The following is a 13,280-nucleotide window of genomic DNA, read 5'->3' as shown; positions in this document are numbered from 1 at the left end:
TGGTACTGCGCGCTCATGCGCTCGACCGCGATGGTGCTGTCCCTGGCCGCGCTCCTGGCCGCGGGCGCGCCCGCTTCGGCCGAGGGCGACGAGGCCAGCGCGCGCTCGGCCGAAGCGGGCGCGCCCGCGCCGCTGGCAGCGGCCGCGCCTGCGCCCCCGCAGGCCGCGCCGGAGGCAGCGGCCGCGCCTGCGCCCCCGCAGGCCGCGCCGGCAGCGGCGAGGTGGTGCGCGCCGGAGCTCGCGTCGCTGCCCGGCGACGTGTGCGCCTTCCTGCCGGCCAGGGAAGCGCCTGGCCCTCGCGTGCTGATGATCTTCCTGCACGGCGTCGTTCAGCCCGAGTCCGGGTGGCAGTGGGCGCAGCAGCGGGGCGCGGCGCGCGCCGGCGCCCGGCACGGCGTCGTCGTGATGATGCCGCGCGGGCGTCGAGGGATCGGGCCCAAGGCGATGGAAGACTGGTGGTGCTGGCCCACCGCCACGGCCGCGCAGGCGTCCCACGAGGACGCGCTGCTCGCCGAGTGGGACGCCGCGCGCGCGGAGCTCGAGCGGCGCGCGGGCGGGCGCTTCGAGCGGGTGCTCGTGTTCGGCTTCTCGAACGGCGCGTACTACGCGACGTCGCTGGCGATGCGCGGGCGGCTGCCGGTGGACGGCTACGCCGCGTTCGCCGGGGGATCCGGCGCGCGCTACCTGGAGCGCGCGGGCGCGCAGACCAGGCTGCGCGTGCCCCTCTTCGTGGGCTGGGGCGGCAAGGACCCGGCGCACCGGGATCAGGTCGCGCTCGCCAGGATGCTCCGCAGGCTGAAATGGCCCTCGAAGGCGCTCGGCAAGCCGCGCGCGGGGCACGCGATGACCGATGATCAGGTCGATCAGGCGTTCGAGTTCCTGCGCGGGGACCGGCGCGGCGCGAAGAAGCCTGGCCGCGGGCGCGCAGCTCGACCGCGATAGCGATCTTCGTCGTCTCTGCGTCTCCGCGCGCGCTGCGCCTCCGGGCTCCACACCCTCGTGAGCCCGGGACATCGGCGCGCGCCCCGCGATGACCGGCCATCGGGGAAGACGCCCCCGATCCCGGCGCGCCGCGCTCACCGGCGGGCGAGCCGTGGCGCCGGACGGAAGTGCACGGGGAACACCCGCTCGAGGAACTCGTTGCGCAGGAGCCCGTCCGGATCGACGAGCTGCTTCAGGCGGACGAACTCCGGGAGCGCGTGCGCGTACATCGCCTCGAGCTGCTCCGGCGTCGCGTAGACGTTCTTCACCAGGTAGACGCGGCCGCCGAGCTCGAGGGTGCGCGCGCTCAGCTCGCTGAGCCGCAGGCGGATACGGCACACGCTGTCTTCATCCCAGGCCTCGAACGCGAGCGTCACCGCGAACCCGTCGGTCCCGTGGTTGGCCGAGAGGAGGAACCGATCTCCCTGGATGTGGAGCACGTCGAACATGAGCGGCGGGATCCCGTCCCGGGCCGCGATCTCCTCGATCGTGCGCAGGAAGTCGGCGAGCCGGCGCAGGCTCTCCTCCCGGGCGCCCGCGTCGTACGGGATCATGAAGGACTGCTGCACCGTGAACATGCGCATCCCGAAGCCCTGCGCGATGCGCTTCGCCAGGACGTTGCCGTCCATGAAGAACATGTAGCCCATGAGCTCATCGACGTAGGGGCGCGTGACGTCGAAGATGAAGCGATCGATGATCGTCCAGATGGCGCGGCTCACCACCGACGCGCGCATCAGCCACTCGACCGGGACGCGGAGCAGGTGCCGGGGGCGATGGGTCAGCAGCGGGCGGAGCTCGAGCGACGTCCCCGCGACGTACCGCGACCGGAGGACCATGCTCCTGCTCCCCTCGAGGGTCTGGAAGGCGACCGAGAAGAGCGCCTCGGGGATCCATCCGGCCTCGTCGGCGGTGCCTCCCTCCGCCGGCAAGAGCAGCTCGGGCGGCGGGACGAGCGCCTCGGCGAGCTCCTCGAACGACGCGCAGCGCGTCGCCTGCGTCACCACCCGGATCGGCGTCCCGGCCGGGGCGACGCGCGCGACGCGGTAGGTGATGTCGATCACCGCGCCGAGGTAGCCGAGCCCGCCGATGACCGCGTGGAACAGCGCGCTCGTGGGCTCGTCGCGGCTCAGCGAGAGGAGCCGCCCGTCCGTCGTGAGGAGCGTCAGCCGCTCGACGTAGCTCCCCTCCTTGCCGGCGGTGCCCGAGAAGCGAGAGAGGCAGCCCCCCGAGACGGTGCCCCCCGCGGTGGCATAGCTCGTCGATACCGCCGTGTACGGCACGAAGCCGCGGGGGGCGAGCTCACGGGCGATGGCTCCCCACGTGGCGCCCGCGCCCACGGTCACCTGCGCGCGCTCCGCGTCGACCTCGATGGAGTCGAAGCGGCTCATCGAGATCATGACGTCGTCGTTCAGCGCCTGCCCGTCGAACGACTGGCCCCCGGCGCGGAACGTGATCCTGCGCCCCGCCTGCCTCGCCATCCGGAACAGCGCCCTGAGCTGCTCGACCGATCTCGGGAAGTACAGATCTCCACACGAATGGTGGAGCCCGCCATAGCCCTGGAGGAGGCAGAGCGGCCTCCGCGCGATCTCGTCGAGGCGCGGCGGGGGCGCCGCCCCTCCCGCGTGGGCGAGGCCGGCGCCCGGGCCTTCGCCCGCGCGCGGCGAACGTGCGCGCCATCCGCCGGCGAATCCAGCGGTCATGGTCAAGCCGGGGAGGGAAGGAGAGGGAGGGGGACGCTGCCTGTCGTGCCGGTGCTATCGAGAGCAGGACGCATCCGGGCAGCGTCGCTCGAGCGGGACGCCGGGGCAAATTCGCGCCCCGCTCGTCGAACCGGGCCTACAGGCCGAGGACCTCGACGCGGATGTTCCGCCGCGGCGCGGACTGCTGGAAGCGCCGGATGAGCTCCGCGACGTCGTGATCGACGTACGATGCGCCCTGGGCGTCCACGACCACGTGCGTGTCGCTCGGCAGCCCCTCGAAGAGCGAGACCAGCTTGCCCTGCGTGAAGAAGTAGGCCGCCTTGTTGAAGCGGATCGTCACGCGCGCGCCCTCGTGGATCACGTCGAACACGCGGGACATCTGCGTCTTCAGCACGAACAGGACGCCGACCGCCAGGCCGATCGCGATGCCCTTCAGGAGATCGGTCAGCACGATGGCCACGATCGTCACCACGAACGGGATGAAGTGGTTCCACCCGAGCTTGCGCATCTCGGCGAAGATCGCGGGCTTGGCGAGCTTGTAGCCGGTCACGAGCAGGATGGTCGCGAGGCACGCGAGCGGGATGTGCGAGAGCAGCGCCCCGGCGAACACGACGGCGAGCAGGAGGAGCGCCCCGTGCGTGAAGGCGGAGACCCGCGTGCGCGCGCCGGCGTTCGTGTTGGCGCTGCTGCGGACGATGACCGACGTGACCGGGAGGCCGCCGGCGAACCCGGAGACCATGTTGGCGAGCCCCTGCGCGACGAGCTCCCGGTTCGGCGGCGACTTGCGCTGGAACGGATCGATCCGGTCGACGGCCTCCAGGTTGAGCAGCGTCTCGAGGCTGGCGACGATCGCGAGCGTCACGCCGAGCACCCAGACCTCGGGCCGCGCGATCGCGGACAGGTCCGGGAGCTGGAGGGCGCTGAGCAGGTCGCCCGTGGGCAGCGTCACGAGGTGCTTCTGCTCGAGGGCGAGCGACGGGACCGCCGCCTTGAACAGCTCGTTGCCGAGCGTCGCGACGAGCACGGCGACGAGCGGCGCGGGCAGCCAGGAGATCTTCGCGAGGCGCGACTTCTCCCAGCCGACAAGGATGACGAGGCAGATGGCGCTGAGGAGGAACGCGCCCCACTCGAGCGCCTGCGGCGCCTGCGCCAGCATCGTGAAGGTGTTGCCGCCCTCGGCCTGGAACGACTCGGAGGCGAAGTTGTCCTTGTCGTAGCCGATGGCGTGGGGGAGCTGCTTCAGGATGAGCAGGACGCCGATGGCCGCGAGCATCCCCTTGATGACCGAGGAGGGGAAGAAGTGGCTGATCGCGCCGGCCCTCAGCAGCCCGAGCGCGAACTGCAGGACGCCGCCGATCACCACGGCCATCGCGAAGGCCTGGAAGCTCTGCAGGCTGGTGATGCCCGCGAGCACGATGGCCGCGAGGCCCGCCGCCGGGCCGCTCACGCTGAGCTGGGCGCGGCTCACGAGCGGGATGACGAGCCCGCCCACGATGCCGGCGACGATGCCCGACAGCAGGGGGGCCCCCGACGCGAGCGCGATGCCGAGGCAGAGCGGCAGCGCGACGAGGAAGACGACCACGCCGGCCGGGATATCGTACTTGAGGTTCGCGGTGAGGCGCGGGTCGAGCGGCGGCGCGCTGTCCGCCGGCGGCGCCCCGGGGAGCGCTGTTGCGTTGCCAGGAACGTCAGCGATCTGGGTACGGGCGTCCGTTTGTCCCGGACCATTGCTTGCTTGAATCACATTGTCGAACTGCATCGAACGGGCCCTCTTTTCGAGTGAAGTCTCGGGTCAGCGCCTGTCAGGCGTTCAGATCGCTCTCCGGAAGACGGCTGTCTCCGGGAGCGCCGACGGCGACGCCGTGTCGCAGATGGGCGTGTACTGACCGCTCGATGCATCGAATTGAAAGACCTGCCCGGTCTCGATCTTGAAGACCCACGCGTAGAGCGAGAGCTCGCCGCGCGCGAGCCGCGCCCGGACCGTCGGGTGCGTCCTGAGGTTCTCGATCTGGGCGAGGACGTTCTCCTCCACCGTGATCGTCAGCCGATCCTCCCCCTCGATGTGGGGGTAGTTCTCCTGCACCAGCCGGCGCGTCAGCTCGGCGTGCTGGAGCCAGCTCTTGACCCCCGGCAGCGCCTCGAGGCTCCCGGGATCGAGCAGCCCGCGCATCGCACCGCAGAGCGTGTGACCGCACACGATGATGTGCTTGACCTCGAGGTGCGCGACGGCGAACTCGATCGCCGCAGCCTCGCTGCCGCCGCCCGCGCCGTAGGAGGGCACGATGTTGCCCACGTTGCGAACGATGAAGATGTCGCCCGGCTCGGTCTGCGTGATGAGGTTCGGGTTGATCCGGCTGTCCGAGCACGTGATGAACAGCGCCTCGGGCCGCTGACCCCTCGCCAGGTGGCGAAAGAGATCCTGGTGCGTGCGGCAAACCTCGGCATGGAACTTGTGCAACCCGGTCGCTAGCTTCTGCATTGAACAAACCCTCTCCGTTGCCGCGCGGCTCTGGCGCGGCGGTCGTCGTGAACACCACCCTTTCCAGCTCCTCCGATCTCGCGGCGCACGGCCGCGGGCGCGGAGCTGACCGATCAATTCAGGAAGCGGGCTGGGGGACGACGGGAAGGAGGGCGGAGGACAGGAGACGCGAGGCGCGTGGGTCGGAGGTCGGCGACGAGGATAACGCGCGGCGGCATGACGCCGCCGATCGCGGACCGCTCTATCGCGCGTGCACGAAACGTCGCTCCTCGCTGCGGCGGCTGCAGCACCTCGAGATCGGCGTGATCGATCTCGATGGCCCCGGTTCGAAACGTTCCCGAAACATCGGAGTTGCTCGTTTCGAAAACGCTGATGTTCACTCGTGCCAGCGTGAGCGGCGCGAGGAGCAGCGCGAAGAGCAGCGCGATCCGCGGGAAAATTGACCGAAGGCTCAGCATCGTTCGGGGATTGAAGAGTTCGTCGGTCGCTCGAACCAGGATGGAACCCAGTATATTCCTCGATCTGGCAGGGCGGCTAGTGTGTCACGCAACATTGATGGGGAACATGCCGCTTGTGGCAGAATGTCACCATCGAGGACGGACTCACGGCGGCTGAGCCAGGCTGGGGCCAGACCCAGATAACCGCTGCGCAGTCGGGATTCAACCTGGGGTCAACGCTGTCACGATGGCGTCACGCGTGTCGTTCATCTCCTGCTCACCCGCATATTTATAACGAGGCCAGAAGAAGCCCTTGAGGCCGTCCTTCTGCCGGCGCGGGACCACATGGACATGGAGGTGGGGCACGCTCTGGCTGACGCGGTTGTTGATCGCGACGAAGAAGCCGTCTGCCGAGAGCGCCGACTCCACGGCGCGCGCGAGGCGCTGCGCGGTGGTGAAGAGCGGGCCGACCAGCGCGGCGGGGAGGTCGGTGAGCACCTCATGGTGGGCGCGCGGGATGAGCAGGCAGTGGCCGGGGAACAGCGGGCGGCTGTCGAGGAACGCCATGACGTCGGGCTCGTCGAGCACGACGAACGCCGGCGTTTCGCCCCGGACGATGCTGCAGAAGACGCAAGGACGCGCGGGCACGGGCAGCCGAGAGATGCAGCGACCGCCGCGCGGCGTCAATACGGCCGGCTGCGACCTTTCGTCGCGCGGCGCGCTTCGGCCCGGCTCGCGCGCCGTGGCCAGCGCGGCGCGCGGACCGGGCCGCGCCGGCGGCGTGGTCAGTGGCTCGCGAGGATGTCGCCGATCGATCCGTGGCCGGTCGGCTCGTGCGTCCAGTAGTCGAGGAGCCGTCCGCCGGCCGTCATCCAGATCCGGTCGTAGCGGCCGTCCTGGGACGTGATTCGCACCAGGTGGTCGCCGCCGTGGAACGCCCAGTGGCGGCCCGTGTTGTCGAAGTGGTCGATGAGCGCGCCCTGCCGCGTCTTGACGTGGAGCGCGTCGGCCGGGCTGTCCCAGGACGTGTCGATGATGAGCTCGTAGACCTGCCAGAGGTTGCCGGACGGGAGCACGCCCCAGTCCACGTTGATCCCGGAGTCGTTCGGGAGCCCGAAGACGAGGCAGTGGGGCATGCGCCGCGCCGCGTGCCAGAGGTCGCCGTTGCGGCTCGGCTCGTGGTGGAGCGTCACCAGCGTGTTGCGCGCGAGGCCGAACGCGTCGTTGTCGCCCGGGCTGTCCCACACCCGGCGGAAGAGGTGCTGGCAGAGCTGATCGGCGCCGGCGGAGAACCCGACGGTGAGCAGGCCCCGCTGACGGCGCTCGTGCAGGATCCGCCCGAACTTGCCGGGCTCGCCGTCGAACTGGGCGCCGAGCTGCTTGTAGCGCCAGAGGCCCGTCGTGCTGTAGCCGCCGCCGAGGATCACCACCTCGGACGACGCGAGGTAGCGCCAGAGGAGGTCGACGTCCTCCTTGCGCAGGTGGCTCGTCCAGTAGAACGGCACGTGCTCCAGGCCGAACCGCTCGTAGAACTGGAAGAACCAGCGGAAGTTGCCGTAGGCGAACTCCTGGCGCTCCAGCTCGTCGCCGTCGCGGGGCGCCTCGGACATCGGCAGGAACAGGACGCGCTTGTTGTCCTGCCCCTGCAGCGCGCGCTGCGCGATGTGGTCGTTGTGGATGACGTTGCAGCGGCTGTGCGAGCTGTAGATCAGCGCGGTCCCTCTCATCAGGGCCGGGATCTGAGCTGCTCGGCGCGCCGCTCGTCAAGAGGCGGCTCCCCGTCGAACGAGCGGCCGGCGGCGGCCGGCGGGGCGATCACGGCGGAGGCGCGACGCGGGCCTCGCCCGGCCGCCCGCTCAGCCGCGCCGCATCTGCTGCATCTTGCGCGGGACGGCGCCGGAGCGCATCAGCATCTCGAACGCTTCCTTCTCGAGCATCGGGTGGATGCCGCGCGGCGGGACGCCCATGGGGCTCTTCTTCCGCGTGACGAAGCCGCTCAGGTACTGCGGGTTCAGCGCGTACAGGCTCCGCAGCGTGTTCTTCATCTGCTTCGTGTTGTTCGCCCACGCGTAGGCGAACGCCCGCGAGCGGAGCAGCTGCGGCTTGAGATCGGCGAACGCCTCGTCGTTCGGGTCGAAGGTCTCGAGCAGCTCGACCGCCTTCGTGGCCTGGCCGGTCCGGGCCCACGCCTCGCCGACGATGGCGGCCATCATGGCGCGGATCTTCGGCTCCTTGTGGCGGGTCATGTCGATCTTGTCGACGAGCGCCCGCGCCTCGTCGGTCTCGCTCAGGATGAGGTGGATCATGCCGCGCTGGGCGCGCGCCTCGTCGGCCATCGGGGCCATCACCTTGTCGAGGTTGATGGTCTCCAGCGTCCGGAGCGCGGCCCGCGGGTCCTCCTGCATCTGGAGCTGCGCCTTGGCGAAGACCGCGGCCGCGTCGTCCTTCTTGAACTCGGTGTCGAGCTTCGCGATCGCGTCCTTGCGGGCCTCGGCGGTGTCGGCGGTCTGCACGATCTGCGCGACGGCGCGCGACCGGGTCGCGAAGCGCAGCGCCCACACGATGACGCCCGCGACGACGACCGTCAGGATCCCCGCGACCACCTTCGGCCAGACGCCCGGGATGGCCAGGGCGATCGCCCAGACGATGAGCGCCGGGATGCCGACGCGGATGGCGAGCGAGCGCGGGTTGAGCTGGGAGAGGGGGTCGGCCGGCGGCTTTCCGCTGCGGAGCGCCGCGATGGCCTGCTCGCGCTGCTGCTTGGGGCTCTGCTTCTTCGGGGTGGGTTTGCCGGGGGTCTTCATCGAGGTCGTGGATCTGACGTTCCCGCTGCGGGGGCGCGGGGTCTCATAGCCGGCTTGCGCGGGAGCGGCCAGCGCTGGCGGGCGGCCAGGGGCGGTCGGTGCTGACTGCCCGGCCCCCGGCGAGGGACGCCGGGGACGAGCGGTCAGCCCGCGGCGGTGTCGGGGTCGCCGGCGCGCCGGGGGGGGTCCCCCTCGGCCCCGGAGCCGGGGACGGGGGTCACCGCCGGGCGGACCGTCTCGAAGCCGCGCAGCGGGGGCAGCGGCTCGATCGACGGCGTGACGAGCGGCGCGCCGCGCTGCGGCGGGATCGAGGCGGTGGGGTCGGCGAGGCCGAGCGTGGACTCGCGGAAGTGGAGGAAGATCGTCTGCGCGATCGAGAGGCAGGGGACCGCGAAGAGCGCGCCGGTGATCTGGAAGAAGTGCTCGCCGATGAGCAGCGCGAGCACCACGAGGACCGGGTGGATCTTCGCGGAGTCGCCGATGATCTTCGGGTTCAGGAAGTTCGCCTCGAGCTGGTGGATGCCCACGATCCACGCGAGCACGCCGACCGCCGTGCCGAACGACTGCGTGAGGCCGATGGCGACCGCCGGGATCGAGCTCAGGATCGAGCCGAAGATCGGGATCAGCGACATCACGCCCGCGACCACCGAGAGGATCGGCCAGTACTTGAGGTCGAAGAGCCAGAAGCCGATCGCGGAGAGGACGCCGTTCACGAGGCAGATGAGGAGCTGCCCGCGGACGACGCCGGAGAGCCCGCGGTCGAGCCGGCGGAGGAAGCGATCGAACGAGTCGCGCGAGCTCGGGTGCCAGAGGTCGCGGAAGAAGCCGAGGATCTTCTCGTGGGTCAGGATGATGTACCCGCCGAGCATCAGCGTCATGAACAGGTTGAAGATGCCGCGCGAGATGGCGGTCGCGATGGCCTGGCCGATCCTGAGGACCGTGAGCGAGTTCTCCTTCAGGTACGCGGCCGCCTTCTCGTAGCCCTCCTGGAGCATGTTCGCGCTGGAGAGCGGGTGCTTCGGGCGCCCGTGCGCGATCTGCCAGACGCCGTCGCCCGCCTCCCGGATCTCGATGTCGTCGGCGATGCGCACGTCGAACGAGCCGTCCGGCCCCGGCGTGATGCGGACGGGCGGGCGCTCGCTGTCTTCCTCCCGCGGCAGCGCGATCGCGTCGGGCGGCGGCGCGGTGATCTCGTGGGGCTCCCGCTCCGGCGCGGCGTCGTCGACGCGCGGCGCGGCGTCGTCGACGCGCGCCGGCGCGGCCTCGCGGCCCGACCAGCGGCGGAGCCGCTCGTCGAGCGCGGGCAGGTACTCCTCGCGCAGCCGCGCGGCGAGCCGCGGCGCCTCGACCGTGAGCGCCTTCCCCTCGGCGACGAGGCGCGGGACGCTGAGCGCGAAGAAGCCCGCGATGCCCGAGAGCACGACGGCGTAGACGATGAGGATCGACGCCCACCGCGGGACGCGCGCGCGCTCGAGCCGGACGACCGACGGCGTGAGCACGTAGGCCACGACGAGCCCGAGCACGAACGGGAGCAGCACCGCGTGGGCGACGACGAGCAGCGTCACCGTGAGGACGGCGCTGACCGTCAGGAACACGGTGCGCCGGGAGATGCCCTCGCTCACTTGGCCTCGCCGCGCCCGGCCGCGCCCGCGGCGCCGCCGTCGATGAGCGGCGCGGGGAGGTCGGCGAAGAAGCCCTGCAGGTGGTCGCGCGTGGCCTCGAGCGCCTGCGGGACGACGCGCACGTCGGCGAGCACCGGCATGAAGTTGGTGTCGCCGGGCCAGCGCGGGACGATGTGCACGTGCAGGTGCTCGGCGATCCCGGCGCCCGCGGCGGTGCCGAGGTTGATCCCGATGTTCATGCCCTCGCACCTGAGCGCGGCGCGCAGGCGGGTCGCCGACTCGCGCACGAGTCGGAAGAGCGCCTCATGGTCGGCCGGATCGAGCGCGTCGAGCGAGGCGACGTGCGCGTGCGGGACGACGAGGAGGTGCCCCGACGCGAACGGGTAGCGGTTGAGCATCACGAACGCGCGGCCGGTCGAGGCGACGACCAGCCGGTCGCGCTGTTCGTGCTCGGAGGCGCGGGGGATGCCGCAGAAGATGCAGTCGGCCTGGCCCTTCGGCGCAAGGATGTACTCGATGCGCCAGGGCGCCCACAGGGGGTTACCCATGTCGCGGAGACGCTAGCACGGCGGCCACGCGCGCGGGACCACCGCTCAGAACGGGATCGGTGTGGCCGCGAGATCGAACCAGACCGAGAGGCCAAGCCCGGCGGTCGTGCCGAGCGCGTCCCAGACGAGGTCGCGGAACGAGGGGGTGCCGTGCCCGGCGGCGTCGTACGCCTCCTTGGCCAGGCCGGCGCCGAGCGCGAGCGCCGCTCCCAGGGCGATCCGCGCGCGAAGGTCGTCGGTCGCGAGCGCGCCGAGCGCGTACCCGCCGCCGGCCAGCGCGATTGACGCGCAGAAATGGCGCGCCTTGTCATCGCCGAACCACGGATCGGCGCCGCGCGTGAGCGGCTGCGCCGCGGACCCCAGCCAGACCGGCGCGCTCGTGGCGCGGAGGGGCGCGCCCGCGGCGCGGAGGGGCGCGCCCGCGGCGCGGGGGCGGGGGTCGTCCGTCCCGGCGGGGCCGTCGGCCCGGGCAGGCGGCGCGCCGAGCGCCACGGCGGCGAGGACCGGCGCCGCGAGGGCGGCGCGCGCAAGGAAGCCTCTCATCGCCGGATCGTCCGCGGCGTCGCTGAAAAAGCAAGAGGCGAGGCCCTGGGAAGAGCCTCGCCTCTCGTTTTACATCCGTACCATCGGGTCCACACGGCGAGCCGAGGGCACCGGGGCGCCCGCGGCCCGCCGCACCTGACGCGGCGGCGTGAGCGCCTGGCGCGCGGCCTTCAGAGAGGCCGCGCGCCGGGCGACGTCACTTCAGGTCCAGCTTGGTGCCGAACTTCTCCTTGATGAGATCGCCGATCGTGCCGGCCACCGGCTTGTCGTCGTCGTCCTTGCGCTTCTGCTGCTGCTGCCGGACCGGCGCGGGGCGCTCCATGCCGATGTTCTTCATCGTCAGGAAGAGCCGGCGGTCGACCGTGTCGAGCGAGGAGATCTCGGCCTTGACCTTGTCGGCGACCTTCAGCTTGCCCTCCTCGGGCTCCTGCACGTCGCTCTGCGAGATGAGGCCCTCGACGCCCTCGCGCAGCCGCACGAACACGCCGTAGTCGACGATGCTCACCACCTGGGCGTCGTCGATGACGCGGCCGGGCGGGTACTCCGTCAGCATGCTCGGCCACGGATCGTCCCAGAGCTGCTTGATGCCGAGGGAGACCTTCTTCTCGTCGTGGTTGATCGAGAGGATGATCGCCTCGACGTCGTCGCCCTTGTGGTACAGGTCGCTCGGGTTGTTGACGCGCACCGACCACGAGAGATCGCTCTTGTGGACCATGCCGTCGACGCCCTCCTCGATCCCGACGAACACGCCGTAGTCGGTGAGGGACCGGACCTTGCCCGCGATCTTGTCGCCGGGGTGGTACTTGTCCGTGAAGAGCATCCACGGATCCGGCTCGAGCTGCTTGAGACCGAGGCTGATGCGCTTCGCGCGCGCGTCGACCTCGAGCACCTGGCACTCGAGCTCCTGGCCCACCTCGAGCAGCTTCGACGGGTGCTTGACCTTCTTGGTCCAGCTCATCTCGCTGACGTGGATGAGGCCCTCGACGCCCGGCTCCAGCTCGACGAACGCGCCGTAGTCGGTGATCGACATGACCTTGCCGCGCACCTTCTTGCCCGCGGGGTACGCCTCCTCGGCGTGGTTCCACGGGTCCTCCTGGGTCTGCTTGAGGCCCAGCGAGACGCGCTCGGTGTCGGCGTTGTACTTGAGGACCTTCACGAGGACCTCGTCGCCGACCTGGAACACCTCGCTCGGGTGGTTCACGCGGCCCCACGACATGTCCGTGATGTGCAGGAGGCCATCGATGCCGCCGAGGTCGACGAAGGCGCCGTACTCGGTGATGTTCTTGATGGTCCCCTTGACGGTCATCCCTTCCGTCAACGTCTCGAGCGTCTTGGCCTTCATCTCGTCGCGCTCGCGCTCGAGGAGCACGCGCCGCGAAAGGACGATGTTGCCGCGCTTCTTGTTGAACTTGATGACCTTGAACTTGTAGGTCTGGCCGATCAGCTTGTCCAAGTTGCGGATCGGGCGAAGATCGACCTGAGAGCCCGGGAGGAAGGCCTTCACGCCGCCGCGGATGGTGACCGAGAGGCCGCCCTTCACGCGCTGGCTGATCGTGCCCTCGATGAGCTCGTCCGCCTCGCAGGCGTTCGAGATCTCATCCCAGACCTTCATCTTGTCGGCCTTCTCCTTCGACAAGGTGACGAGGCCGTCGTCGTTCTCGCGGCTCTCGATGTAGACGTCGACCTTGTCGCCCGCCTTGACGGCGGCCTGGCCCGCGGCGTCCGAGAACTCTCGGAGCGCGATGACGCCCTCGCTCTTGCCGCCGATGTCGACCACGACGGAGTCGCGGTTCACTGCGACCACGGTGCCGGAGATGATCTCTCCTTCACGCGCGAAATCGCCCCCCTCCACGCTCTGTTCGAAGAGCGCGGCAAAGCTCTCCATGCTCGCCCCGGACGAGCCTGCCTCCATCTGGATGTTACTAGTCATGTTGTTCGTTCTTGTTTCCTTTCCTTCCCTGGGATTCGCCGCTGCGGGCGTAGGCGTGGACCCTTGGTGCCACGCACGAGCGACGGAGGGGCAGGCACACGCGTACCGATGCACCCGGCCCCTCGGGAGAGGCGAGCCTGTAGTCTGAGGAGGGGCCTCTGTCAATGCAACGACCGAGCCATGGGCAGTTTTTGTCGTTTCCCTGAGAAACGACGAGCTCGCCGGTTCAAAGAGCC

Annotated in this window: 12 protein-coding genes; 2 read left to right on the top strand and 10 right to left on the bottom strand. The window is 70.5% G+C overall.

Annotated elements, in window-relative coordinates; translation table 11 throughout:
• Window positions 1-15: 15 nt before the first annotated feature.
• Window positions 16-942, top strand: coding sequence for an alpha/beta hydrolase (locus WME76_RS32450; protein WP_437956115.1), 927 nt, complete (start codon window positions 16-18; stop codon window positions 940-942).
• Window positions 943-1,076: 134 nt separating this feature from the next.
• On the opposite strand, the gene WME76_RS32445 is transcribed toward WME76_RS32450, so the two are convergent.
• The 3 genes from WME76_RS32445 to WME76_RS32435 all read right to left on the bottom strand — a co-directional run bounded on the left by WME76_RS32445 (window position 1,077) and on the right by WME76_RS32435 (window position 5,160).
• Window positions 1,077-2,681 (bottom strand): FAD-binding oxidoreductase, encoded by a 1,605-nt coding sequence (locus WME76_RS32445; protein ID WP_437956114.1) that lies wholly within the window; start codon window positions 2,679-2,681, stop codon window positions 1,077-1,079.
• A gap of 136 nt (window positions 2,682-2,817) precedes the next feature.
• A complete protein-coding gene (locus WME76_RS32440) occupies window positions 2,818-4,440 on the bottom strand; it encodes a SulP family inorganic anion transporter (protein WP_437956113.1) in 1,623 nt (540 codons plus the stop codon).
• 51 nt (window positions 4,441-4,491) lie between these two features.
• The gene (locus WME76_RS32435; protein ID WP_437956112.1) at window positions 4,492-5,160 is read right to left on the bottom strand and encodes a carbonic anhydrase; all 669 of its coding nucleotides are present in this window, start codon (window positions 5,158-5,160) and stop codon (window positions 4,492-4,494) included.
• A 47-nt stretch (window positions 5,161-5,207) separates the two neighbouring features.
• Here WME76_RS32435 and WME76_RS32430 point away from each other — a divergent pair, with 47 nt between their 5' ends.
• The gene (locus tag WME76_RS32430) at window positions 5,208-5,603 is read left to right on the top strand and encodes a hypothetical protein (protein WP_437956111.1); all 396 of its coding nucleotides are present in this window, start codon (window positions 5,208-5,210) and stop codon (window positions 5,601-5,603) included.
• 216 nt (window positions 5,604-5,819) lie between these two features.
• On the opposite strand, the gene WME76_RS32425 is transcribed toward WME76_RS32430, so the two are convergent.
• The 7 genes from WME76_RS32425 to WME76_RS32395 all read right to left on the bottom strand — a co-directional run bounded on the left by WME76_RS32425 (window position 5,820) and on the right by WME76_RS32395 (window position 13,158).
• Window positions 5,820-6,245: an HIT family protein gene (locus tag WME76_RS32425; RefSeq protein WP_437956110.1), complete on the bottom strand. Its 426-nt coding sequence runs from the start codon at window positions 6,243-6,245 to the stop codon at window positions 5,820-5,822.
• Window positions 6,246-6,382: 137 nt separating this feature from the next.
• Window positions 6,383-7,324 carry a hypothetical protein gene (locus WME76_RS32420; RefSeq protein WP_437956109.1) on the bottom strand — a complete coding sequence of 314 codons (942 nt, stop codon included), beginning with the start codon at window positions 7,322-7,324 and terminating at the stop codon, window positions 6,383-6,385.
• Window positions 7,325-7,453: 129 nt separating this feature from the next.
• Entirely contained in the window at window positions 7,454-8,401 is a 948-nt protein-coding gene (locus WME76_RS32415) for a tetratricopeptide repeat protein (RefSeq protein WP_437956108.1), read from the bottom strand.
• Between the two features lie 143 nt (window positions 8,402-8,544).
• On the bottom strand, window positions 8,545-10,023 hold the full coding sequence (locus WME76_RS32410; protein WP_437956107.1) for an AI-2E family transporter: 1,479 nt from the start codon (window positions 10,021-10,023) through the stop codon (window positions 8,545-8,547).
• The gene (locus WME76_RS32405; RefSeq protein WP_061613630.1) at window positions 10,020-10,571 is read right to left on the bottom strand and encodes an HIT family protein; all 552 of its coding nucleotides are present in this window, start codon (window positions 10,569-10,571) and stop codon (window positions 10,020-10,022) included. Before WME76_RS32405 ends, WME76_RS32410 begins: the two co-directional genes overlap by 4 nt.
• 45 nt (window positions 10,572-10,616) lie before the next feature.
• Window positions 10,617-11,114 carry a hypothetical protein gene (locus tag WME76_RS32400; protein ID WP_437956106.1) on the bottom strand — a complete coding sequence of 166 codons (498 nt, stop codon included), beginning with the start codon at window positions 11,112-11,114 and terminating at the stop codon, window positions 10,617-10,619.
• Between the two features lie 196 nt (window positions 11,115-11,310).
• Entirely contained in the window at window positions 11,311-13,158 is a 1,848-nt protein-coding gene (locus tag WME76_RS32395) for a 30S ribosomal protein S1 (RefSeq protein WP_437956105.1), read from the bottom strand.
• Window positions 13,159-13,280 lie beyond the last annotated feature (122 nt).

Source organism: Sorangium sp. So ce119, assembly GCF_051524405.1.
Taxonomy (GTDB): Bacteria; Myxococcota_A; Polyangia; order Polyangiales; family Polyangiaceae; genus Sorangium; species Sorangium cellulosum_G.
Note: the sequence above shows the minus strand (reverse complement) of the source record. Positions and strands in the feature narration are given on the sequence as shown.